Annotated in this window: 28 protein-coding genes and 1 tRNA gene; all 29 read left to right on the top strand. The window is 50.4% G+C overall.

Annotated features, from left to right (window positions below):
* Positions 1-85 precede the first annotated feature (85 nt).
* The 29 genes from ypeB to ndk all read left to right on the top strand — a co-directional run bounded on the left by ypeB (position 86) and on the right by ndk (position 22,189).
* A complete protein-coding gene (gene ypeB / locus CBW46_RS06115; protein ID WP_089199113.1) occupies positions 86-1,456 on the top strand; it encodes a germination protein YpeB in 1,371 nt (456 codons plus the stop codon).
* Between the two features lie 441 nt (positions 1,457-1,897).
* Positions 1,898-2,101, top strand: coding sequence for a hypothetical protein (locus CBW46_RS06110; RefSeq protein WP_089199112.1), 204 nt, complete (start codon positions 1,898-1,900; stop codon positions 2,099-2,101).
* A 151-nt stretch (positions 2,102-2,252) separates the two neighbouring features.
* On the top strand, positions 2,253-2,933 hold the full coding sequence (gene cmk / locus CBW46_RS06105) for a (d)CMP kinase (RefSeq protein WP_089199111.1): 681 nt from the start codon (positions 2,253-2,255) through the stop codon (positions 2,931-2,933).
* Positions 2,934-2,935: 2 nt separating this feature from the next.
* Positions 2,936-3,520, top strand: coding sequence for a lysophospholipid acyltransferase family protein (locus CBW46_RS06100; protein ID WP_089199110.1), 585 nt, complete (start codon positions 2,936-2,938; stop codon positions 3,518-3,520).
* A gap of 128 nt (positions 3,521-3,648) precedes the next feature.
* Positions 3,649-4,893, top strand: coding sequence for a 30S ribosomal protein S1 (rpsA, locus tag CBW46_RS06095; protein WP_089199109.1), 1,245 nt, complete (start codon positions 3,649-3,651; stop codon positions 4,891-4,893).
* Between the two features lie 31 nt (positions 4,894-4,924).
* On the top strand, positions 4,925-6,013 hold the full coding sequence (gene fni / locus CBW46_RS06090) for a type 2 isopentenyl-diphosphate Delta-isomerase (RefSeq protein ID WP_089199108.1): 1,089 nt from the start codon (positions 4,925-4,927) through the stop codon (positions 6,011-6,013).
* Between the two features lie 63 nt (positions 6,014-6,076).
* Positions 6,077-6,712: a hypothetical protein gene (locus CBW46_RS06085; RefSeq protein ID WP_089199107.1), complete on the top strand. Its 636-nt coding sequence runs from the start codon at positions 6,077-6,079 to the stop codon at positions 6,710-6,712.
* 15 nt (positions 6,713-6,727) lie between these two features.
* On the top strand, positions 6,728-7,642 hold the full coding sequence (locus CBW46_RS06080) for a YIEGIA family protein (RefSeq protein ID WP_089199106.1): 915 nt from the start codon (positions 6,728-6,730) through the stop codon (positions 7,640-7,642).
* Between the two features lie 3 nt (positions 7,643-7,645).
* The gene (locus tag CBW46_RS06075; RefSeq protein WP_089199105.1) at positions 7,646-7,837 is read left to right on the top strand and encodes a capping complex subunit for YIEGIA; all 192 of its coding nucleotides are present in this window, start codon (positions 7,646-7,648) and stop codon (positions 7,835-7,837) included.
* Between the two features lie 108 nt (positions 7,838-7,945).
* Positions 7,946-9,268, top strand: coding sequence for a ribosome biogenesis GTPase Der (der, locus tag CBW46_RS06070; RefSeq protein ID WP_089199104.1), 1,323 nt, complete (start codon positions 7,946-7,948; stop codon positions 9,266-9,268).
* 12 nt (positions 9,269-9,280) lie between these two features.
* The gene (plsY, locus tag CBW46_RS06065) at positions 9,281-9,874 is read left to right on the top strand and encodes a glycerol-3-phosphate 1-O-acyltransferase PlsY (protein ID WP_243633185.1); all 594 of its coding nucleotides are present in this window, start codon (positions 9,281-9,283) and stop codon (positions 9,872-9,874) included.
* Positions 9,875-9,889: 15 nt separating this feature from the next.
* A complete protein-coding gene (locus tag CBW46_RS06060; RefSeq protein ID WP_089199103.1) occupies positions 9,890-10,894 on the top strand; it encodes an NAD(P)H-dependent glycerol-3-phosphate dehydrogenase in 1,005 nt (334 codons plus the stop codon).
* Between the two features lie 130 nt (positions 10,895-11,024).
* The gene (locus tag CBW46_RS06055; protein ID WP_089199102.1) at positions 11,025-11,303 is read left to right on the top strand and encodes a stage VI sporulation protein F; all 279 of its coding nucleotides are present in this window, start codon (positions 11,025-11,027) and stop codon (positions 11,301-11,303) included.
* Between the two features lie 162 nt (positions 11,304-11,465).
* Positions 11,466-11,645, top strand: a complete 180-nt coding sequence (locus CBW46_RS06050) for a DUF2768 family protein (RefSeq protein ID WP_089199101.1) — start codon at positions 11,466-11,468, stop codon at positions 11,643-11,645.
* Positions 11,646-11,663: 18 nt separating this feature from the next.
* Complete coding sequence (locus tag CBW46_RS06045; RefSeq protein ID WP_089199100.1) at positions 11,664-11,957, top strand: 2Fe-2S iron-sulfur cluster-binding protein; 294 nt, start codon at positions 11,664-11,666, stop codon at positions 11,955-11,957.
* Positions 11,958-12,022: 65 nt separating this feature from the next.
* The gene (locus CBW46_RS06040; protein WP_133253929.1) at positions 12,023-12,631 is read left to right on the top strand and encodes a nucleotidyltransferase domain-containing protein; all 609 of its coding nucleotides are present in this window, start codon (positions 12,023-12,025) and stop codon (positions 12,629-12,631) included.
* 18 nt (positions 12,632-12,649) lie between these two features.
* A complete protein-coding gene (locus CBW46_RS06035) occupies positions 12,650-12,997 on the top strand; it encodes a 2Fe-2S iron-sulfur cluster-binding protein (protein ID WP_089199098.1) in 348 nt (115 codons plus the stop codon).
* Positions 12,994-13,737: a hypothetical protein gene (locus CBW46_RS06030; protein ID WP_089199097.1), complete on the top strand. Its 744-nt coding sequence runs from the start codon at positions 12,994-12,996 to the stop codon at positions 13,735-13,737. The genes CBW46_RS06035 and CBW46_RS06030 overlap by 4 nt, the downstream gene beginning before the upstream one ends.
* Before the next feature lie 303 nt (positions 13,738-14,040).
* Complete coding sequence (gene spoIVA / locus CBW46_RS06025) at positions 14,041-15,519, top strand: stage IV sporulation protein A (RefSeq protein WP_089199096.1); 1,479 nt, start codon at positions 14,041-14,043, stop codon at positions 15,517-15,519.
* Between the two features lie 184 nt (positions 15,520-15,703).
* Positions 15,704-15,976 carry an HU family DNA-binding protein gene (locus CBW46_RS06020; protein WP_089199095.1) on the top strand — a complete coding sequence of 91 codons (273 nt, stop codon included), beginning with the start codon at positions 15,704-15,706 and terminating at the stop codon, positions 15,974-15,976.
* A gap of 128 nt (positions 15,977-16,104) precedes the next feature.
* A tRNA-Pro gene (locus tag CBW46_RS06015) sits at positions 16,105-16,181 on the top strand.
* A 329-nt stretch (positions 16,182-16,510) separates the two neighbouring features.
* Complete coding sequence (gene mtrB / locus CBW46_RS06010; RefSeq protein WP_424446001.1) at positions 16,511-16,747, top strand: trp RNA-binding attenuation protein MtrB; 237 nt, start codon at positions 16,511-16,513, stop codon at positions 16,745-16,747.
* Between the two features lie 102 nt (positions 16,748-16,849).
* Positions 16,850-17,374: a hypothetical protein gene (locus tag CBW46_RS06005; protein WP_089199093.1), complete on the top strand. Its 525-nt coding sequence runs from the start codon at positions 16,850-16,852 to the stop codon at positions 17,372-17,374.
* A gap of 85 nt (positions 17,375-17,459) precedes the next feature.
* Complete coding sequence (locus CBW46_RS06000) at positions 17,460-18,323, top strand: heptaprenyl diphosphate synthase component 1 (RefSeq protein ID WP_089199092.1); 864 nt, start codon at positions 17,460-17,462, stop codon at positions 18,321-18,323.
* A 13-nt stretch (positions 18,324-18,336) separates the two neighbouring features.
* Entirely contained in the window at positions 18,337-19,059 is a 723-nt protein-coding gene (locus CBW46_RS05995) for a demethylmenaquinone methyltransferase (protein ID WP_089199091.1), read from the top strand.
* A gap of 54 nt (positions 19,060-19,113) precedes the next feature.
* The gene (locus CBW46_RS05990) at positions 19,114-19,956 is read left to right on the top strand and encodes a UbiA-like polyprenyltransferase (RefSeq protein ID WP_089199352.1); all 843 of its coding nucleotides are present in this window, start codon (positions 19,114-19,116) and stop codon (positions 19,954-19,956) included.
* Positions 19,953-20,585 (top strand): UbiX family flavin prenyltransferase, encoded by a 633-nt coding sequence (locus tag CBW46_RS05985; protein ID WP_089199090.1) that lies wholly within the window; start codon positions 19,953-19,955, stop codon positions 20,583-20,585. The genes CBW46_RS05990 and CBW46_RS05985 overlap by 4 nt, the downstream gene beginning before the upstream one ends.
* A 137-nt stretch (positions 20,586-20,722) precedes the next feature.
* Complete coding sequence (hepT, locus tag CBW46_RS05980; protein WP_089199089.1) at positions 20,723-21,697, top strand: heptaprenyl diphosphate synthase component II; 975 nt, start codon at positions 20,723-20,725, stop codon at positions 21,695-21,697.
* 48 nt (positions 21,698-21,745) lie between these two features.
* On the top strand, positions 21,746-22,189 hold the full coding sequence (gene ndk / locus CBW46_RS05975) for a nucleoside-diphosphate kinase (RefSeq protein WP_089199088.1): 444 nt from the start codon (positions 21,746-21,748) through the stop codon (positions 22,187-22,189).

Below are 22,189 nucleotides of genomic sequence, written 5' to 3'. Positions count from 1 at the left end.
ACGGGCTTCTTTTTGTATGCATAAGATCTCCGGCTCCAGCAAAAGCTAGAACCAAGTTTGGCTGATGAAGGGAGATCTGACGAGTATGTACAAGAGAATGAGCGCCATAGCGTTCCCCATTCTGCTGATAGCGTTGTTTGGTACCGGCGTGTGGGGATACATGGAACACAGAGACAAAAACTCCATATTGGTGAAGGCTGAAACAGCCTATCAGCGGGCTTTTCATGATCTGTCATTTCATGTGGATAAGCTGCATACTGAACTGGGCAACACGTTGGCGCTGAATACCGACTCCCACTCGAGCTATCGCAAAGGTCTGACCAACGCATGGCGCATAACGAGTGAGGCGCAGAACGAAGTGAACCAGCTGCCGCTATCGCTGATGCCCTTTCACCGGACCGAGGAATTTTTGGCGAACACGGCTAATTTCGCTTATCGTGCGGCAATGCGTGACTTAGGCAAGCAGCCGTTGACGCAGGATGAGCTGGGCACACTGAATGCTTTATATAAGCATTCCGCTGAGATTTCTGCGGATTTAAGGGATATGCAGGCCAAGGTGCTGCAAAACAATTTGCGCTGGATGGATGTAGAGACCGCTCTCGCCACGCACAGGGAGCCTCTCGACAATACCATCATCGACGGCTTTCAGACAGTCGACAAAAAAGTGGCGGAATATGCGGACGTCAGATGGAGCCCGTCGCTGCTAAACGCATACCAGACACGGAATATGAGCTCGCTGTCCGGCAAAGACGTGACACCGGAAGAAGTACGGCAAAAATCCGCTCAATTCTTGGGCATCCAGGACCCCGCGCAGATTCAGGTAGTTGAAAGTGGAGCCGACACCGATTACCGAGTGTACACTGTGACAGCTCCTAAAGCCAATGCGCCGGACGGCGCTCAGATGGATTACAGCAGCAAAGGTGGACAGCTGCTATGGTTTTCCGCCGACAGGGGCGTGGGCAACCGGCAGCTCGATCTGAGGCAGGCGAGGGACAAAGCCGCTGAATTTTTAGATACTCACGGTTACAAAAACATGACGGCAATTAGCTACGATGAATATGGCAATGCCGTGAACATTACTTTTGCCACCCGCAACAATGATGTCATTAACTACCTGGAAAAAATGGCGGTACGCGTGGCTATGGACAATGGTGAAGTGCTCGGGCTGCAGGCGAACGATTACGTGTTCGAGCATAAGGATCGCCAATTCAAAGAACCCGCGATCAACGTGGCGGATGCACGCAAAGTGCTGAACAGCAATTTTCAGGTGCAGCGTGAGCAAGTAGCTTTGATCCGGAACGATGTGGATGAAGAGGTGCTGTGCCACGAGTTTACCGGCCGAATTAACGGAGGCATGTACCGGATCTACATTAACACCGAGACGGGCACAGAAGAGAAAGTGGAACGTCTGCGGGAGCTGGAGCAGCAGATCGACCAAACGGCCGTAGACGGCTGATGTGATCGCCATTCCATTAGGGGCACGTGCGTGCATACTTTTAGGAGACTTCTGGAAAGTCTCCTTTTTACTTTATATCTTACTCGATCGTGCTATAATACTTGCTAGGGTGTGGTATCCGGGAGCCATCTCTAAAGAACAACACGGGAGGTACAGATTTCTGCCATTGAGTCAGATTTTACATAGCGAGGGGAGCGCGCAGCACAGCTGTGATACTCCGGTCGCCTGTCAGGAAACTTTTTTACTATCCCGTCTGAACCCCTGCAGGCGAGCCGAGTACATACGTATGCGGCTGGTTGAATGGAGGTTTTTTTACTTGCCTTACCGTGGTGATACACCGCTGATGCGGCGTTATGTAAAGCGAAAAGCAGCAGCGCATGGTTTATCAAATTTTGGAGAAACTATGGTCCAAATTTAGTGTTTGGAGCTGTCGAAGGAAACATGAAAAACGCAGAAAATCGAAACAGGTACGAAGACTTATTTATAGAGCTGTCGACATGGGTAGAAAGGTGGGTGGTGCGGGCGCTCATCTGCTTGGCGGTCGTGCTGCTAATCGCCCAAACTCTGCTGTTATGCCCAGTAATTCGCCATTCGATGGTAAAGGTGGAGCAGCTGGAAGGGACACCCTTCGCCCGTTTTCCCTGATACAAAACGGATGAAATTGTCGAGCCTGCTCGCGCTGTGTTTTGCAATCCTTCTTTCACCTATGGTATAATTTGCAAAGATCACAGGCATAGGCCTGGTTATTTCAAGCTCTACCGTTCATTTCTTTTTTTATTGCTGGGAGGCCCACGTTTTGGATAAGTTTAATATTGCTATAGATGGTCCAGCGGGAGCGGGGAAGAGCACGATTGCCCGGCTAGTCGCAAACGCACTAGGATTTGTCTATGTGGATACAGGGGCCATGTATAGAGCTGTGACTTGGAGAATTTTACGCGCGGGTCTAACTCCAGAGCAGCAGGCGGAAGTGATCGCTCTGACCGAACGGATGGACATCCGGCTCGCGCCGGGCGAGAACGGTCAGCAAGTGTTTGTGGATGGTAACGATGTAACGACGGACATACGTTCCGCGGAAGTTACGAATAATGTATCTCCGCTTGCTCGAATCGCTGAAGTACGCCGCATTTTAACTGTGAAGCAGCAGCAGATGGCCGCAGCCAAAGGAGTTGTAATGGATGGCCGGGACATTGGCAGCCATGTACTGCCGGACGCGGAACTGAAAGTTTTTCTGACGGCCAGCGCGCGAGTCCGAGCCGAAAGGCGTTTTCAAGAAATCAAAGACGAACGCACAGACGTAACGCTCCGCCAGCTGGAACAAGAGATCGTTGCGAGGGACCGGATGGACGAGCAGCGGGAAACCGCCCCTTTAATTCAAGCGTCGGATGCCATTTTATTGGACACAACCGCCATGACCATCCTCGAGGTGGTCGATCGCATCTTGGATCTATGCAGAACTAAAGTGGGCGGAGGGAAGTAGTTATGCTGTATTCCACACTGCGTGCTCTATTTTATTTTATCTTCCGCACGCTGTTCCGTCTTAAGGTGGTTGGTGTGGCAAACGTGCCGCACGGACGGCCGGTGATCTTATGTGCGAACCACATAAGCAATCTCGATCCGCCGCTGCTGGGCAGTCCATTAGTCGGCCGGAGAGTGCATTACATGGCCAAAGCGGAGTTGTTCCATGTGCCTGTTCTGGGTTGGATTCTGCCCAAAATTAGCGCATTCCCGGTTAAAAGGGGCGGCGTGAGCAAAGAATCCATCCGCTTGTCTTTGAAATTGCTCGAAGACAATAAGATTATAGGTATTTTTCCCGAAGGCTCGCGCAATAACGCCGGTGGAATCGGCAAGAAAGGCGCTGCCAGCCTGGCTTTGAAATCCGGTGCTGTTGTCGTTCCTTCCGCTATAGTGGGATCATACAAACCTTTTAAACGAATGACGCTGGTATACGGTACGCCGGTGGACATAAGCGAGTTTGCCGACAGCGGAACGGAAGGTTTGGAGCAGGCTACCGATAAAATCATGGCCACCATAAGGCAGATCGTGAAAGAATACGAATCGAAATGATAAAATGTGGAATACTTTATACAAACAATTAACCGCGTATCTTTTTGCGCCGGTAAATTATATATGCACCAGCAATTGTAACTAATCACTTATTGGTTGAGGTTGCTAATCGAGGAGGGTATTGAACCATGTCAGAAGAAACAAAAGTAGATCAAAACTTAGAAAGCCAGGATACGCAGCAAGAGCTGTCCCAGGAGGAATCCATGGCGGATATGGCTGTGCTGAAAAAAGGCGATACCGTAAAAGGAACAATCATTAAAGTCGACGAGGATCAAGCGATCGTTGACGTAGGTTATAAGTACGATGGCGTGATTCCGGTGCGTGAACTTTCCGCCGTACCTGTAGGGAGTGCCGCGGATAGCGTGCAGGTTGGTCAAGAAGTAGAGTTAAAGGTGCTGTCCATTAACGATAGCAAAGAAAAGCTAGAGCTTTCCAAGCGTGTGGTAGACAGCGAGAAAGCGTGGGAGCAGCTGCAAGCGGATATGGACAACAAAACCATCATAGAGGCTAAAGTTGCCGAGGTAGTGAAGGGCGGCCTTGTAGTTGATGTTGGTCTGCGCGGCTTCGTTCCTGCCTCGATGGTTGAGCGTACTTTCGTAGAAGATTTCAGTGACTACAAAGGACGCACTCTTCGCTTGCGAGTAAAAGAAATGGACCGCGAGAAAAACAAAGTGATCCTTTCTCAGAAGGATGTTTTGGATGAAGAGTTTGAGGCGAAAAAGAAAGAGGTCATCTCCCAGCTGTCTGTTGGGCAAGAGCTCACAGGTACGGTGCAGCGCTTAACACAGTTCGGAGCCTTTGTGGATATCGGAGGCGTGGACGGATTGGTGCATATCTCCGAAATGGCTTGGCATCATGTAGAAACTCCTTCAGAAGTTGTGAAAGAAGGCGATCAAGTTAGAGTTCAAATTCTCAAGCTGGATCCCGAGAACGAGCGTGTGAGCTTGAGTATCAAAGCGACTCAGCCCGGCCCATGGCAGCAGGTGTCCGACAAGTTTAACGCCGGCGATATCATTACCGGTACCGTCAAGCGCTTGGCCCCATTTGGAGCGTTCGTGGAAGTTGCGCCCGGTGTGGAAGGTCTAGTGCACATTTCACAAATCGCCCATCGCCACATCGGCACACCATCGGAAGTGTTGGAAGAAGGGCAAGAGGTGCGCGTAAAAGTGCTGGATCTGAATGTTGACGAGAAGCGTATTTCCTTAAGCATCAAGGAAACAGAGGAAGCGCCTGCGGCGCCGGAGCGTGCGCCAAAGTCTGATCGTCCTCAAAGACAGCAGAAGGATGCAAAGATCGCAGATGAGTACCAGAATCAAGGTCTGAATCTGACACTTGGTGAGAGGTTTGGCGACAAGCTGAGCAAATTTAAATAAGCGGATCTGCTTATTGAAATGAGGAGTTACGGTGCGTATACCAAGGAAAATGGAGCATGTGCATCATGCTCTAGCGCTTGGACAGAGTGGAGAGCAAGGCTTCTCCGACATCAAGTTTATACCCAACTGTCTCCCGGACACCTCAGTTGAGCGTATCTCATTGCAAACCCTAATCGGCGAACTCTCTATGAGCTCGCCGATTATTATTAATGCGATGACCGGCGGGGCTCCGGAGACGGCGGATATTAACCGCGATCTTGCAATAGCCGCGAGAGAAACCGGGCTGGCGATGGCTGTGGGTTCCCAGATGTCGGCGATAAAGCATCCCGAGGTTGAGTATAGCTACCGTGTGGTACGTGAGGTTAATCAACATGGCATCGTCTTCGGTAATTTAGGTAGTGAAGCCACTCTGGAGCAAGCCGAACGTGCGGTCGACATGCTCCGTGCGGATGGTCTGCAAATTCATTTGAATGTGATGCAGGAGCTGATCATGCCGGAAGGCGATCGAGACTTCACCGGCATGCTCGAGCGAATCGCAGGCATAGCCCAGCACTTGGGGGTCCCCGTAGTTGTAAAGGAAGTAGGTTTTGGGATGGCTCGAGAGAGCGTCGCAGCATTGCTGCAAGCCGGTGTGCAAGCGTTTGATGTCGGCGGAGCAGGTGGAACTAATTTTGCGGAAATAGAGAATGCAAGACGGTCTAATCCAATGATTTGGCTCAATGATTGGGGAGTAAAGACCGCGGTCACGCTGCTCGAGTCATTGCATGCTGTCGAGCAATACAGAAACAGCGGGCTAGGCGAGGCATTCATCATAGGGTCGGGCGGCATACGCAGCGCATGGGAAGCATGCAAAGCGCTTACGTTGGGTGCATCGGCGGTTGGTATGGCCGGCGCTTTGCTCAGAACTGTCCGCACAGAGGGAGTTGCCGCGCTGATCGAACAAATCAACGAGACTCATCAGGAATTGAAGCTGTTGATGGCGGCGCTGGGCGCGCGTACGATACAAGATTTGTGGCAGCGACCTATTGTTATTTCAGGTGAAACTGCACATTGGTGTGACGTCAGAGGAATATCGATTCACGCTTATGCAGCGAGATCCGGATTGATAAAAATTACATAAACCAGCCATACTAAGATACGACAAGCATAGTAAATCCTTGTACACGATTTGAAGGTGGTACAAATGAACGCAGGATACTTATCGCTGTTGTTTCTCGTCGTATCGTTGATTTTGCTTGCCAGCGGCTGGAAGGATCTGCTTGTGAGAGGTATAACTACAAAGGTCATACTTCTTTTTTTTGTCTGCTGGATCGCTAGTATGCAGCTGTCGCTGGTGCTGCCTGGCGCCAGGATCGGTTTATGGGTTGTGGTGCTGTTCGCAGTGATCGCGTGTGTAGTCTATCGGTGCAGAGGCAGGCTGCTGAAATTAAACATTTTGTCTGTCGGCATGCTGCTGGGCTCGGTGTCCTTCTTTTTGTTGGAAACCATACATCTTTTGCCGTCTATCATGATTGGCAGCACTGAACTTTCCATGGCACTGCTGATTGGTCTGTTGGTTAGTGCGATTTTTAGAAGTGCATCGGTACAGATCGCGGTAGTGTCGTTGGGTCTGCTCATTGGCGAATCTCTGTTTCGGCTGGCACACAGAGAGCACATGGCTTTTCATCTGGGGAGTGCCGTTCTTCAGGATCGCTGGTGGTTGACAATTTATACTACACGCGGAATCTCTCTGCTCATCGCAAGTGTTGTGCTCGTTCTGACCAGAAGTGTTCATTGGGCCGCGGCAGGCATCAGGAAACGCAGGAATAACGGTGAATAGAAAGGACCGATGCTTATGTTAAATTGGCTGGCCGAGCAAGAGCATACCATAGGCATCGTGCTTGGTGTTCTGTTCGGGCTCATTGCCCGGCTTACCATGCTTCGCACCGATTACCGCCAATATCCGACGTATCCCCACGGCCGCATCATCCACGTGGCGCTGGGTGTGATCGCCGCCGGCCTGGGCTCTGTCGCCGTGCCGTCATTGATAGAAAGAGACTACACCGCGGTCACGTTTTTGTCCCTTGCCGCACAGCAATTTAGGGAAGTTCGGAACATGGAAAGGGAAACGCTGGGAAACATCGACGACATGGAGTTGGTCCCCCGCGGGTCGGCCTATATAGAAGGCATCGCAATGGTATTCGAGGGGCGCAACTACCTGGTCATTTTCGTAGCTTTCGTAACAGCGTTCTTCAGTATAGTGCTGGGTTGGTATTGGGGAATTGCGGCTGGCGCCGTCTCTGTTTATCTTGCTAACCGATTCAAAACAGGCAAAAGCATTCGGCATATCGCTACCGTGCACAGTGCGGAAGTACGCGTGGAAGGTCCAAACCTGTGGGTGGACGACGTCTATATCATGAACGTTGGTTTAGAAGAGACGCGCAAAACGATACGCGAACGCGGAATGGGTTTAATTTTGGTGCCAAAAGATGCAGACTGCCGTGTCACACTGGCCAATCTGGGGCAGCGGCAAGCGCTGCTGCACGATGTTTCGACGTTGTTGGGAGTCCACCGGGACGAAGGTGAACCGGCATTGCTGCCGCTCACCAAATTGGATCTCAACGATGGCCGATTGGCTTTATTTTTGCTGCCGCAAGAACAGGACATGCAGCGGGCCCGAAGCATCATAGAGGGGGCGCCCGTGCTGGAGAGCGCAATACGAATGCCTACGGAAACGCATTTGCGTCCCGCGGGGAAGGAAGGTGCTTGAGCCATGGGCAGAATTATGGCCATTGTGGCCTTCGACAGTAATCAGGTGGCAGGTGGAGAGCCCATTTTTATTACGAAGGATAAAAGTGAGCAGCAGAAAGTTGCGTTTTTATTAGAAAAAATTTTGGATGCCGCTGCGCATGATCTGGAGAATGGTGTTATGATTTTGGTGGATCACAGCGACTCCGACAAATAATGGCAGTTGGGAGATTGCATTGCTTTACTAAATAGCTAATGCTATGATGTAGATTGTGAAATTTTTCATGTTGCGCTTACATGTGGCGGCAACGAAAGGATGAAGCTTATGGCAAGGCCTATTGTGGCCATCGTCGGCCGGCCGAATGTGGGTAAATCCACCATATTTAATCGGATGATCGGTGACAGGCTTGCGATCGTGGAGGATATGCCGGGAGTTACCAGGGACCGTCTGTACGGCATCGGTGAATGGCTGAATCATCAGTTTAGCGTGATAGATACGGGTGGAATAGAAATCGACGGAGATGACGCCATCCTCAAATCGGTGAGGGCGCAAGCCGAATTGGCCATCGATGAAGCCGACGTTATTGTGTTCATGGTGGACGGCAAGGCAGGCGTTACAGCGGCCGATCAGGAAGTGGCCGAATTATTGTTTCGTTCCAAAAAGCCGGTCGTGCTGGCCGTAAATAAAATAGATAATATCAAGCGGCAGGATGATATTTATGAGTTTTATAGCCTTGGATTCGGCACGCCGTTCGGTATCTCCGGAGCGCACGGTACCGGGCTGGGCGACCTTTTGGACGAAGTGGTACAGCATTTCCCTGCGGACACGGAAGATGATTACGGAGACGAGGTCATACGCGTCGCATTAATCGGCCGACCTAACGTGGGAAAGTCATCTTTGGTTAATACGGTGCTTGGTGAGGAACGAGTCATAGTCAGTGATGTCGCCGGCACAACTCGTGATGCCATTGACAGCCCATTTGAGCGCGACGGGCAGCCGTATGTGATTATCGATACAGCCGGGATGCGCAAGAGAGGCAAGGTCTATGAAAACACAGAGAAATATAGTGTAATGCGTGCGATGAAGGCGATCGAGCGTGCGGACGTGGTGCTCATCGTTATCAATGGCGAAGAGGGTATCATCGAGCAGGACAAACATGTCGCGGGATATGCGCACGAAGCAGGTAAAGCTTCCGTGTTCGTCGTCAACAAATGGGATGTCGTCGAGAAGGACGAAAAAACAATGCAGAACTTCACTCAGAAGATCCGCGATCATTTTCTGTTCATGACATACGCACCAATCTTGTTTTTGTCCGCGAAGACGAAACAGAGGGTACATAAACTGCTGCCGGTTGTCAACCATGTAGCGGAGCAGCATGCAATGCGCATTCCTACACACGTGTTGAACGACGTTATCTCGGATGCAGTAGCCATCAATCCGCCTCCGACAGATAAGGGCAGACGTTTAAGAATCAACTATGTTACGCAAGTATCGGTCAAGCCGCCGACCATAGTTTTGTTCGTGAATGACCCCGAGTTAATGCATTTTTCCTATGAACGTTATCTGGAAAATAAGATCCGGGGCGCCTTCGGCTTCGAGGGTACCCCGCTGCGAATCTTGACCCGCAAAAAATCGGATGATGAATAGGAGAGATGACAGGTGTGGTTTGTCATACCCATCCTGCTCGGGTATTTGTTAGGCTCGATCAGTTTTAGCTATTTGGCAGGGAAGCTGTTGAAAGGTATAGACATCCGCGATCACGGCAGCGGCAATGCAGGAGCAACCAACACGTTGCGGGTGCTCGGCGTGGGTCCGGCCATCACCGTATTGGTGTTGGATGCGGTGAAGGGCCTGGCCGCGGTCAAGATAGGGCAGTGGCTAGGAGACGGTAGCGCGCTGCTGCTGGTGCTTTGCGGGATTGCCGCTATTATTGGACACAACTGGCCGATATACTTCGGCTTTCGCGGCGGCAAAGGAATCGCGACTACCATCGGCGTTATGGTCACACTAGCCCTCGTCCCCGCGTTATGCGCCGGTGTATTTGCCATTCTGGCGATTGCAGTCACTCGCTACGTCTCACTCGGATCGTTACTGTTTACGGCACTTATACCTGTTTTTATATGGTTTATGGACCTTCCGATTGAAACATTTGTGCTAAGTGTGCTCGTATTCGCGTTCGCTTTGTTCAAACACCGGACTAACATTGCGAAGCTTATTAAAGGTCAGGAAAACAAAATCGGTGTAAAAAAATAGCCGGAGGCGAGGATCATGTCCAACAAAGTGTCCGTGCTTGTGGCCGGCAGCTGGGGCACGGCTATTGCTTCGGTGTTAGCTGACAATCATCTGGATGTCGTTTTATGGTCCCGCAATGAGCAGCAAGTGACGGAAATAAATATGGAACACCTCAATCATCGTTTTCTCGGAGATGTCAAATTGTCTGAGCGCATTCGCGCAACTACCTCAATAGCAGAAGCTATCACAGACGCGAAGGCAGTTTTCGTCGTAGCACCTTCGGCAGCTATGCGTGACGTGGCGGCACAGATGCGACCACATCTGTCCCGGGACACACTATTGATCCACGCGACGAAGGGCTTCGAGGCGACGACCTTAAGCAGGATGAGCACCGTGCTGGCAGAAGAGCTGCCCGAGTACGATGCTGCTTCCATCGTAGTATTGTCCGGACCCAGCCATGCGGAAGAAGTGATTAAGCAGTCTCCGACCACGGTGGTGGTGGCGGCGGAGGATAGCACCGCGGCGGAAGCGGCGCAGGATCTGCTTATTAACAATTATTTTAGAGTGTACACGAATACGGATGTCATCGGTGTTGAGGTAGGTGGCGCGCTGAAAAATATTATCGCTCTCGGCGCCGGGTTGACCGACGGGCTCGGATATGGCGACAACGCCAAAGCCGCATTGTTGACGCGCGGTCTAGCGGAGATTTCTCGGCTTGGCACCGCGATGGGCGGCTCATCCCTCACATTTGCAGGCTTGGCCGGGGTCGGAGATTTGATCGTGACCGGCACCAGCAAGCACAGCCGCAATTGGCGCGCGGGTTACCTGCTGGCCCAGGGGCTGCCGCTTCAGTCGGTCCTGCAGCAGATGGGCATGGTGGTTGAGGGGATCAAAACGACCCAAGCGGCTCACACGCTATCTCGTAAGTTTGGCGTCACTATGCCCATCACGGACGAGCTATACGCTGTGCTCTTCGAGGGCAAGACTCCGGCATCCGCGGTGGAGGATCTGATGGGGCGGGGCAAAACGCAAGAAATTTAAGCGTCAATTTCTTATTAAACAAAATCACTCATGTAAACAGCCGCCTACACGGGTGCACCCCCTTGTTCATAAACTACCTTATAGTCTGCTCCGGCATTGAGGAGTGGTGAGGAGAAGGAGGGACAGGGGAATGGGCAACAAGAATATGTCCAAAGAAGTGCTCAACGTGGTCAAGAAAAAAACCGGGAAAAGTGTAAGTGAGAAAGATATATATAAACTGGCTAGCGGAGTGAAGCCATCCACAATGCAAAGCGACGCTCAGCTCCGGCAGTTGATCAAGCAGGTAGCGAGTCTGGTGAATGCTCCCGTATCCGATTCGACGATGAATGAGCTGATATCAGCAATCAAGAGCAGCCAAATCAATGCGAACAATATGGAGCAGTTGATGAAAATGATAGAAAAAAAATAAGACAGTTCGATGGCATAAGCTGCCTGATCAGGGCGCTTATGCTTTTTTTGTGTTATAATAGCGAATGGAATTTGCGGATTCCTTCGCATTCGACACGAAAGCCGCGTATGTCTCACACACAGCGAACAGTCGTTACATCATTCACAGTAAGGAGCCGTTTTTATGAGTCCAATGGATAAAATGTGGGCTTCGTTTGTTGCTATCGGCTTGATGGCGGGGGCTTCACTTTTGATTACTTTCGCCCGACACCGCACGTCCGGTATCATTAGGATTATTCTCTCTACCATAGCGTTTCTCATGTTCGTTCCTATACTGCTTTATATGCTTGTTTCCATTTTTTAACCGGAGGTTTCACATCGGATGATCATCTTACAGGGACGTAGAATACATAAAGAGATTACCGGGGAACCCGGGCTCAGTATACTGGATTTAGCGCTTAAGCACGAGGTGGATTGGGGATTTTCTTGCACGCGCGGCACATGCGCGCGCTGCCGTTGCTTGGTGAGTGACGGAGCAGAATATTTGAACGCTCCGACCGACGCCGAATTGGACCGGCTGGAGCCTGAAGAAATTGAAGAAGGCTATCGGCTGGGCTGTCAAGCTGTCTTAAAGCAGGATGGACCTGTGACGGTCATCAATAAGCCTTATTTTTAGCTGGAGGACGAGAAGCGCTTTCCAACCGCAAGATGGGCCAAAAGGGGATGAATGTGTTGGAAGGTATGAAGAAGCTACTGTTCGCTCTCGGACAAGCAGAGCATCTGCTTCGCAATGTCAGCGATCCATGGCTTCTTGGTGGCAGCTGCGGGTTGCTGCTGCAAGGTGTGCCGCTGCAGAAGACACCCCGAGACCTGGATCTGTATGCGGATGTTTCGGGCGCGAAAGAAATACATGATCGATTATCAGCGTACTCTATCGACGAACCTGTTGACGATGAGTCCGGTATTTATCGTTCCGTTTTGAGCCACTATGACATACACGGCATCATCGTGGAACTGGTTTCGGGGTTCGAGGTAATCGCATTCGACAGCTGTTACAAAGTAGAAGCCGCGTTTTTGCACTCGTATCATGCGCATGAGTTGGTGTTGACAGATGCATTAAGCAGCGGGGAGCAAGATTCCCCAGCGCCAGTGCGGCTGAAAGTGATGCCATTAGAGCATGAGCTGTTGTTTAATATTCTGCGTGATCGTCCGGATCGTTACACAGCAATCGCTGAAGAGCTAAGAGAGCGCAAGGGCGGGGTGACACCGGCCATGCGTGATTTGCTCGCCCGAAACGCAATCAGCGGGAAGGTACAGCAGAAAGTTCGGGATCTCCTTCTCAGGGGATGAGGAAGGAAGTGCAAGCAAGTGAAAGCACAAGTGACGTTCTTGCCCCACGGCAAACAGATTGAGGTGCGGCCTGGCACGACCATTCTTGCCGCCTCGCGCAAAGCACGGGTACAAATACGCACACGATGCGGCGGCAAAGCCGGATGCTTGATGTGCAAGGTGATAGTGGACGATTCAGCATGCACGGGCCTCGCCCCGATGAATCAGAACGAGCGGCTGAAGCTGGGAGAGCTGGCGGAGCAGGGCTATCGTTTGGCCTGCCAAGCCCAAATCACCGGCGACGTGCACGCTACCGTGCCTGAAGATCCGTTAAAAGCGGCGGTACGCCGGCAATTAGAGAGGCAGCGAGAGGAAGACGATTTATGAAGTGGAATGGAGTACCACGCACAATAACGCTGATTTTCGTCGTGCTGTGCTTATGCCTATCGGGTTGTATGTACCCAGACGAAATGCGCAAAGAGAATCAGCTGGCCACTGGGGAATCTGTGGTTGTCGTACAAAATGCGGTAGATCAGTTTAAGAACGGGACGGGGGTACTGCCAATTAAAAATAGCTGGGAAACCACCCCGCTCTATGAGAAATATCCGGTTGATTTCAAGAAACTGAAGGGACGGGGAATATTAAGCAGCGTGCCCTCCAACGCCTTTGAAAACGGCGGTACAGCGATCTACGTACTGGTTAACGTTGAGACAGCCCCTACTGTAAAAATGATGGATTTGACTTCTTATCAAGCCACAGTGGAGGTGCAGCAGCTTGTGGATGACTACCGTGCCAGAACAAAGCAGCTGCCCAAGGGCGACACCGTAGCACCTTCGTTTTATCACATTAATTTCGCCGCGATGGATAAGACACCGATAAGCGTACGCAGTGTGTACACTCATCAGGTAAACCTTCCATTTATTATGCATGAATCAGGGCAGGTGGCGATAGATTACGCGGAAGAGATAATGCGTTTAATTGATAAAAAAACACTCCGCTCCGGCCTAACCGCATCCGAGGATCTGCGCGAGCTGCTGGTTGAGGAATGGTTATATGTCCCAGCGCGCTCATACCCCTATCATTGGTTAAACGGAGAGCCGGTGCCGGTTGCTCTAGCGGAGCGATAGTATCCGAAGGGCTCCCCTTGCGTACAAGCCTCCTATCCCATCCGCATCGTCTCAACTGTGAACCTCTATGAACCGTTCTGGCATAGAGGTTTTTTTGTTGCTTCTAGCATATCCCTCCTGTGTTCTTCATATATTCACTTAGAGATCATTGGCGCGGCTGCGGAAGCCGACTCGAGCAGGGAGTGATTACATATCAATTCTCTGAACAATTCAGCATAATCTGCCAGCCAGTACATATATTTTACTAATCCATTAGTAGTGTGTACGTGTTTCGTCTTAAACCACCTGTAGGAGGGATTCTCATTGGAAAAAGTAGATATCTTTAAGGACATTGCAGAGCGTACTGGCGGGGATATTTACCTTGGGGTCGTTGGAGCGGTTCGTACGGGAAAATCAACGTTTATCAAACGTTTTATGGAATCCGTCGTGCTTCCTAATATTCAAAATGAGGCAGACCGCGCGCGAGCTACGGACGAGTTGCCGCAAAGTGCAGCGGGCCGCACGATCATGACTACTGAGCCGAAGTTTGTGCCGAATACTGCGGTACAGCTGCATGTCGCGGAGGGGCTGGACGTGAATGTGCGTTTGGTCGACTGTGTCGGCTATGTGATAGATGGCGCCAAAGGATACGAGGATGAAAACGGTCCCCGTATGATCAACACGCCCTGGTTTGAAGAAGCCATCCCGTTCCAGGAAGCGGCTGAAATCGGTACCAGAAAGGTCATTCAGGAGCATGCTACATTGGGAGTGGTCGTGACCACCGATGGCACAATTGCGGAAATTCCTCGTGAATCTTATGTCGAAGCAGAGACGAGAATAATTAATGAGCTGAAGGAAGTCGGTAAGCCATTTATCGTGATCGTCAACTCGACCAAACCAAACGGTGAGATCGCGCAGGAGCTCCGCAGTTCACTCCAGGCACAGCATGACATTCCAGTAGTAGCCATGAGTGTTGCTAACATGGATGACGACGATATGACCGCCGTACTGCGTGAAGTACTGTACGAGTTTCCGGTTCATGAAGTAAATGTGAATCTGCCGAGCTGGGTAATGGTGCTTGAGGATAGCCACTGGCTGCGCTCGCATTTTGAAAACTCTGTTCGTGAGACGGTACAGGACATCCGCAGATTGCGCGATGTTGACCGTGTCGTGTCCCATTTTGAGGAATATGAGTTCATTGACAAAGCTTCGCTAGCTGGCATGCACATGGGGCAAGGTGTCGCCGAAATCGACCTGTATGCGCCGGATGAGCTCTACGATCGTATCCTGATGGAGGTTGTGGGGGTTGAAATCCGGGGCAAGGATCATCTACTGCAGCTGATGCAGGAATTCAGCCACGCCAAACGTGAGTACGATCACTTCGCCGAAGCATTGGAGATGGTGAAAACGACAGGCTATGGTATTGCTCCACCGACTTTGGAGGAGATGGCCTTGGATGAGCCGGAACTGATTCGCCAGGGCTCACGTTTCGGCGTGCGGCTGAAAGCTACAGCGCCTTCCGTCCACATGATTCGCGTCGATGTCGAATCCGAGTTCTCTCCGATCATAGGTACTGAGAAGCAGAGCGAAGAGCTGGTCCGTTATCTGATGCAAGACTTCGAGGATAACCCGCTAAAAATTTGGGAATCCGACATTTTCGGCAGATCCTTGCACTCGATCGTGCGTGAAGGGATACAGGGCAAATTGGCGATGATGCCGGACAACGCGCGCTACAAATTGCAGGAAACACTGGGCCGAATCATCAACGAAGGCTCTGGTGGATTGATCGCCATTATCTTATGATTGTTGTCACAATTTCGGGCAAAAATGCACTCCCTGGGTGCATTTTTTGCATTTTCACTTGAAAAACAGGCTTTGGTATATTAATATGGTCTTGTTTGCTTGTTTTCCCTGAATTATATGTATAATTTTAAACAATTCGGTAAACAAAGGGTAATATGATACATGTTGGGGGGAGGTGAATGGCATGAATAAATCTGAATTGATCAACAAGGTTGCAGAAACTAGCGAACTGTCCAAGAAGGACGCGACTAAAGCGGTAGAGGCTGTATTTGAAGCAATCTCCGAAGCGCTGCAATCCGGTGATAAAGTGCAGCTCGTAGGATTCGGAAACTTTGAAGTTCGTGAACGTTCCGCTCGAAAAGGACGTAACCCGCAGACTGGCGAAGAGATCGATATCCCTTCCAGCAAAATTCCCGCTTTCAAACCGGGTAAGGCCCTGAAAGAAGGAATTCAGTAGAACTCAGTTTTTTCTACATATCAAATAACTCCAGTTAAACCAAGCACCTGAATCGCTGCCGATTTGGGTGCTTTATTTAGCCCGGCACTTTACAAGACAGCCCGTTTGATTTTATAATAAGTACGTATCGGGGTATGGCGCAGCCTGGTAGCGCGCACCCTTGGGGTGGGTGAGGTCGCACGTTCGAATCGTGTTACTCCGACCATACATATCTATGCCGCGGTTGTCCGCGTTGAATTTTCTTTCCCAGTCAAGGGCCATCCTTCTTGTTGTGTGTACTTCAGATAGTCAAGGAGGGTGGTTTTTTGCTATCTGCATAAAAGGCCGACCAATCTCCTGCCTAGTGTCGTCTTTCCTCGACGTGATTTACCATATTTCGTTTACTACGAGAGAAAAGGACAACATTTTTTGTGTCGGGACGCTGCCTGACGGTCCAGGAGTTTGCTTTTTGTTTTAGCGGAGATATGATTGACATCACCTCTATTTTTCTGCATCATACTAGTAGCAGGCTAGACTTATCCGGGAAGGAAGAGAATGATGGATGCGAACCAAAACCCTACGCAGGGTGATTATTTTGTTATAAAAGCCAAGGAAAACGGGGTCCAAGTCATCGGTTTGACCCGCGGCCACGACACGAAATTTCACCACACTGAAAAGTTGGACAAGGGTGAAGTGATGCTAGCCCAGTTTACAGCGCACACGTCGGCTGTGAAGATCAGAGGCAAAGCGATCGTGATGACGAAGCATGGGGTGCTGGACACGGAGGAATAAATTTCAGTATGGCAGGCATAGCCTGCTTTTTTTCGTTGTAGAATGAAAAGAGCACGGATTTCGGTCAAGCATTCACAGAATGTGTGGAGGAGGAATTGTCCGATGCAATGGTTGCCCCGGTTTCTTGTCACACTGCTGTTATCCGTAGGCGTGGCTATGCTGCTTTCATATCTGCCCCGATTGGAGAATGGAGCGACGTCGCCTTTGTATCGCGCGGCTAAAGCTGAATCCGTTTCGGACGCCAATATTGTGGATGTGATGAGTGGCATGCGGCTGAATGAGCGCATCCGCAGGGTAGAAGTGACCCACGCCATCGTATCTGTCGACGTACTCGCCTCGTCTTCTTCGACAAAAGAAGAAATCATGGGAGATGTGCATATGATCACACAAACACTGTTTCGCCGTTCCACGAATATCAATCAGGTTTTGATTCGGGTATTGAACGGTTCCACGGGCAGAACCGGCCCGACATTACTTCTTGCGGCAGATGCCGCACGCGACAAGTGGGAGCGCAGTGGTGCGGACGCCGACCAACTGACTCCTAGGGAAATGGAGCAGTATCTGCAGTCGAGCTTGCGCATGACGTATACTCCGCTATGGAGGGAGCTTTTCGACATAAAAAGTTAGCTCGGATTATGCGTCTCGGCAGCGGTTATGATATAATAATTTAGATATGTTCACGCTATTCTTCTCACCCGTTCGGAGGCTAATTATGAATTGTTATCGGATTCCGGAAATGGCCAAAAAATACATAGAATATGATATGATCCAAAAACATACCGAGTTGCCGTTGTTTCCGGAATTTCGCACCAGGCTGTTGTATGCATTTTTGAGTAAACACAGCACGCTTTCCGGCCATAGTGAGTTATTTGGCTTGGTCACTTCATTGGTCCAAATCGGATTGGATACGCATGATATGGTCAGCGTGACGAACCAAGCTAAGGAAATGCGAGCGGCGAGATCCCGACAGTTAAAAGTGCTCGCGGGTGACTATTTTAGCAGCCGCTTTTACTTTTTGCTCGCCCATGCAGGGCAAATCGAATTAATCGGCGTCATTTCACGGGCTATTTGTGACGTGAACCGGCTGAAGATCAACTTGTATCAATTGATGAAACAGTTGAAGCTATCGGCAGAAGATTACATAAAGCAGTCCGTTGAAGTCAAGACACAGCTGTATCTGGCATTTTCTAAACTTATGGAGGGCACGGTACGCCGTAAATGGTCGGAAATATTGCAGCTCTTCACATGCTGTGAGGTGCTGCTTCTGGAGATATCCAAATCGGAAAAAGTGCAGCAGCATCGGGAAAGCTGGGGGTTTTGGCATGTTTTTCAGCAGGCGACGAAGGAAGAGCGGAGGCATCTTCAGCTGGACGATCCCGATCCAAGCAAAATCCGTGCCATGTGGCTGAAATATAAAGTGACGACACAATTGTACCAAATGCTTGACGCCGCTGTGAAACAATTGCAGGAATACCTGCAATCGCTGGAACCGAAGGAGCTGGGCAAAGAACTTCTCCTAGTCGGAGAGCCGTTCAAGTTATACCTATCGAGGCCTAAAGCGTCGGAAGAAATTTGAGGTGAATGCAGATATGCAGCAGACGAAGTCGAAGGAAGAATTTGTTCACTCTGTTTTTGAAAACATCGCGCCCAAGTATGATTTTATGAATGACGTTTTGAGCTTTCGCCGGCATAAGGCGTGGCGGAAGTTCACCATGAATAAAATGAAAATAGCACGGGACAGCACTGCGATTGACCTTTGCTGCGGCACCTGCGATTGGACGATCGATTTGGCGACGCACAGCGGCACAGGCAGGATCGTTGGTCTGGATTTCAGTCAGAATATGCTCGATCACGGTGCAGTAAAAGTCCGGGAAAAGGGCTTGGACAAACAGATCACATTAATACGCGGCAATGCCATGCAGCTTCCTTATGACGATAATACATTTGATTATGCGACGATCGGGTTCGCGCTGCGGAATGTACCTGATCTGGTGACAGTCATCGAGGAAATGCAGAGAGTTGTGAAACCTGGCGGTATGGTGGTTTCGTTGGAGCTGTCCAAGCCAACCTGGCAGCCGTTCAAAGCGCTGTACTATTTTTATTTTCGAAACATTTTGCCGCTGCTGGGCAAAGTGATTGCGAAACGATATGAGCAGTACAAATGGCTGCCCGAGTCGTTGATCAACTTTCCGGATCATAAGCAGCTGGCCGACATTTTCAGACAGACAGGGCTCACCCATGTGCAAGCTTATCCGCTCACCGGAGGTATCGCCGCAGTTCATATCGGTATGAAGAAGCAGGAAGCGGAGTAACGGAATGGAGTTGGAGTCGACGTGCTATTGAGAAAGTCCAAAATTTTTTTGGAAATGATAAAATTTGAGCATACGTTGTTTGCTCTGCCGTTCGCATTTATGGGTGCGTTGGTCGGTTCCATGGTGGTGACCAGCGAACTGCCTGGCTGGGCGCAGATAGGGTGGATCATTATGGCTATGTTCGGTGCCCGCAGCGCTGCGATGGGCTTGAACCGTGTAATAGACAAACTGTACGATGCACGGAACCCACGTACCGCCGTCAGAGCCATCCCGGCCGGCTTGATTTCTTCTAACGCAGCTATCATTTTTATTGTGATTTCATTCACATTATTATTTTGGGCTACCTGGAACTTAAGCCTGTTGTCGATGAAACTGCTGCCGATTGCAGTATTTCTCCTTGTTTTTTATTCTTATACGAAAAGATTCACGTGGGCTTGCCATATCATCCTGGGCATGACGATCGGACTTGCCCCGCTGGGCGGCTGGGTGGCTGTCACGGATGACATATCGTTGGCGGCAATCGTGTTTTATATATCCGTCTCCCTTTGGGTTGCAGGCTTTGATGTGATCTACGCTTGTCAAGACGTGGAGTTTGACCGTGAGGAAGGTCTTCACTCGATTCCGCAGCGGTTTGGTGTGGCTCGCGCGCTGCAAACTGCCAGATGGTTTCACGCCGTAACCGCTGTCGGATTGTTTACTTTATTTTACTTGGCGAATTTAAGCTGGCTGTACCTGGTTGGCATTGTGATTGCTACTGTGCTTTTGTTTTACCAGCACAAAATTGTCACGCCGCACAATTTAAGCAGGTTAAACACAGCCTTCTTCACTCTAAACAGCGTGTTGAGCGCGGTCGTGTTTCTTTTTACCCTGGTCGATTTGGTGGTGTTGAGCAAATGAACAAGCCCTGGGTGGTTGGAATTACCGGAGCAAGCGGTGCGGCGTATGGCGTGCGGCTGTGTCTATATCTTCTTTCGCAAGGAGAAGATATTCATCTGCTTGTGACAGACGCCGGCTGGCGGGTGCTGAAAGAGGAGCTCGGCTGGGACGCGGCTCGACGCAAAGAAACGCTGGACGCTCAGTTCGGATCCGCGCCTGGTACATTGCGGTATCATCCCATTCAAGACATCGGAGCAAGTACGGCTAGCGGCTCTTTTCAGACTCGGGGCATGATTATTATTCCGTGTTCAATGGGAACCTTGTCCGGCATCGCGCACGGTGCTTCCGATAATTTACTCGAGCGTACGGCGGATGTGATGCTGAAAGAAGGTCGTCCGCTCATCATCGTGCCGCGGGAAACTCCACTGCATGCCATACATTTGGAGAATATGCTCAAGCTCGCTCGAATGGGAGTTCGCATCATTCCAGCTATGCCGGCTTTTTATCAAGGTCCGCAAACCGTGTCGGATATGGTTGATTTCCTGGTAGGCAAAGTGTTGGATAGTATAGGTGTGGAACACGAATTATACAAAAGATGGGGTATGCCGGATGCGCAGCACGGAACAACCGATCCAAATCAGCCGCAGTGATTGCACTGCCGCAACCGTCCTTCTGATTCGATCGGGAGTGGTAGTAGGGGGGCAGCTCACCCGGGAGCCCGGCTCCTATCGCTATAAAGGCGCCTATGCAATGATGGGAATGACAAAACTGTGACACAGGTGACAGAATGAAACTGATCGATTTGTATGCCAAAATGAAAAAGGATATTTCTTACATAGAGAAAGAATTGGAACGAAGCATCGACTGCGACAATGTGCTGCTGCGGGAGACCTCTCTGCATCTGCTGAAGGCTGGCGGTAAGCGGATTCGTCCCGTGTTTGTGCTTCTTGGCGCGAAGTTCGGCACTTATGATCTCGAGCGCATCAAACATGTTGCCATCCCGCTTGAGCTTATTCATATGGCTTCATTGGTACATGATGATGTGATAGATGACGCCGCGACGAGGCGGGGGCAGCCCACGGTCAAGTCCAAATGGGATAACCGGATCGCGATGTATACGGGAGATTACATATTTGCGAAAGCGTTAAGTGTTGTCACGCAAATGTCCAATCCCGCCATTCATCAAATCATGTCAAAGGCGATTGTGGAGATGAGTATCGGAGAGATGGAACAAATACGCTTGTTTTTCAATACGGAACAAAGCGTCAGGGATTATCTTCTCCGAATTAGGCGCAAAACGGCGCTTCTGATCGCAATCAGCTGTCAGCTTGGTGGAATAGCGTCCGGAGCTAGCGAGGCGGTCGCCAGAAGCCTATATGCGTTTGGCTACAACGTAGGCATGGCGTTCCAAATTCGGGATGATCTGCTTGATCTATGCGGTACGGAGAAGGAGATAGGCAAGCCGCCGGGCAGCGATATACGCCAGGGTAACATTACTATACCGGTCATTTACGCACTGCAGAACGAGAGACTGCGTCCTCGTCTGCTCCAGGAGATCCAGCGCATTCAGGAGATGAACGGACAAACCGATATCAGAGATTTTATCCAAGCTCTCCTTAGCAGCGGCGCGGTCCGTCGGGCGGAGGCGCTAGCATCCCGATACGTTGATAAAGCAATAGCAGCGTTAGACCGATTGCCGGACATCCAGGCAAAAAAGGATTTCACCGGCATCGCTCATTTTATCGGTGACAGGTCTTACTAGACAAGGTTTATAATGGCATCATATTATAACAATGAGGGGGAATGTATCATGGAACGCACTTTTGTAATGGTTAAGCCGGATGGGGTGCAGCGCGGACTGATTGGAGAGATCGTGCAAAGGTTCGAGCGGAAAGGTCTTCAGCTGGTGGGTGCGAAATTTGTCCAAATCACCAAACAGCAGGCCGAAACGCATTATCAGGAACATCATGGCAAAGATTTTTATGAAAAACTTGTTGCGTTTATCACATCGGGTCCGGTATTTGCGATGGTATGGCAGGGAGACGACGTCATAGCCCTATCACGGCAAATGATAGGCCGTACCAGTCCTTTGGACGCTGCGCCCGGGACAATTCGGGGAGATTATGCGGCTCATACGAATTTCAATCTCATACACGGCTCGGATTCCCCTGAAAGTGCCAGCCGAGAAATTGCAAATTTTTTCGGCACCGATGAACTGGTTACATACAACAAAGCGATACAAACGTGGATTTAG

Source organism: Paenibacillus xerothermodurans, from assembly GCF_002220865.2.
GTDB classification, from domain to species: domain Bacteria; phylum Bacillota; class Bacilli; order Paenibacillales; family NBRC-103111; genus Paenibacillus_S; species Paenibacillus_S xerothermodurans.
This window is presented reverse-complemented; position numbering and strand designations above follow the sequence as displayed.

Excerpts from the sequence above, each read along its gene's own strand:
- ndk (WP_089199088.1), top strand. The coding sequence starts at position 21,746 with ATGGAACGCACTTTTGTAATGGTTAAGCCGGATGGGGTGCAGCGCGGA.
- CBW46_RS06000 (WP_089199092.1), top strand. The coding sequence starts at position 17,460 with ATGAATTGTTATCGGATTCCGGAAATGGCCAAAAAATACATAGAATAT.
- CBW46_RS06100 (WP_089199110.1), top strand. The coding sequence starts at position 2,936 with ATGCTGTATTCCACACTGCGTGCTCTATTTTATTTTATCTTCCGCACG.
- CBW46_RS06085 (WP_089199107.1), top strand. The coding sequence starts at position 6,077 with ATGAACGCAGGATACTTATCGCTGTTGTTTCTCGTCGTATCGTTGATT.
- CBW46_RS06005 (WP_089199093.1), top strand. The coding sequence starts at position 16,850 with ATGCAATGGTTGCCCCGGTTTCTTGTCACACTGCTGTTATCCGTAGGC.
- ypeB (WP_089199113.1), top strand. The coding sequence starts at position 86 with ATGTACAAGAGAATGAGCGCCATAGCGTTCCCCATTCTGCTGATAGCG.
- der (WP_089199104.1), top strand. The coding sequence starts at position 7,946 with ATGGCAAGGCCTATTGTGGCCATCGTCGGCCGGCCGAATGTGGGTAAA.
- CBW46_RS06045 (WP_089199100.1), top strand. The coding sequence starts at position 11,664 with ATGATCATCTTACAGGGACGTAGAATACATAAAGAGATTACCGGGGAA.
- rpsA (WP_089199109.1), top strand. The coding sequence starts at position 3,649 with ATGTCAGAAGAAACAAAAGTAGATCAAAACTTAGAAAGCCAGGATACG.
- CBW46_RS06055 (WP_089199102.1), top strand. The coding sequence starts at position 11,025 with ATGGGCAACAAGAATATGTCCAAAGAAGTGCTCAACGTGGTCAAGAAA.
- CBW46_RS06110 (WP_089199112.1), top strand. The coding sequence starts at position 1,898 with ATGAAAAACGCAGAAAATCGAAACAGGTACGAAGACTTATTTATAGAG.
- CBW46_RS06060 (WP_089199103.1), top strand. The coding sequence starts at position 9,890 with ATGTCCAACAAAGTGTCCGTGCTTGTGGCCGGCAGCTGGGGCACGGCT.
- CBW46_RS06020 (WP_089199095.1), top strand. The coding sequence starts at position 15,704 with ATGAATAAATCTGAATTGATCAACAAGGTTGCAGAAACTAGCGAACTG.
- CBW46_RS06050 (WP_089199101.1), top strand. The coding sequence starts at position 11,466 with ATGAGTCCAATGGATAAAATGTGGGCTTCGTTTGTTGCTATCGGCTTG.
- CBW46_RS06080 (WP_089199106.1), top strand. The coding sequence starts at position 6,728 with ATGTTAAATTGGCTGGCCGAGCAAGAGCATACCATAGGCATCGTGCTT.
- hepT (WP_089199089.1), top strand. The coding sequence starts at position 20,723 with ATGAAACTGATCGATTTGTATGCCAAAATGAAAAAGGATATTTCTTAC.
- mtrB (WP_424446001.1), top strand. The coding sequence starts at position 16,511 with ATGATGGATGCGAACCAAAACCCTACGCAGGGTGATTATTTTGTTATA.
- CBW46_RS05990 (WP_089199352.1), top strand. The coding sequence starts at position 19,114 with ATGATAAAATTTGAGCATACGTTGTTTGCTCTGCCGTTCGCATTTATG.
- CBW46_RS05985 (WP_089199090.1), top strand. The coding sequence starts at position 19,953 with ATGAACAAGCCCTGGGTGGTTGGAATTACCGGAGCAAGCGGTGCGGCG.
- CBW46_RS06075 (WP_089199105.1), top strand. The coding sequence starts at position 7,646 with ATGGGCAGAATTATGGCCATTGTGGCCTTCGACAGTAATCAGGTGGCA.
- CBW46_RS06040 (WP_133253929.1), top strand. The coding sequence starts at position 12,023 with ATGAAGAAGCTACTGTTCGCTCTCGGACAAGCAGAGCATCTGCTTCGC.
- CBW46_RS05995 (WP_089199091.1), top strand. The coding sequence starts at position 18,337 with ATGCAGCAGACGAAGTCGAAGGAAGAATTTGTTCACTCTGTTTTTGAA.
- CBW46_RS06030 (WP_089199097.1), top strand. The coding sequence starts at position 12,994 with ATGAAGTGGAATGGAGTACCACGCACAATAACGCTGATTTTCGTCGTG.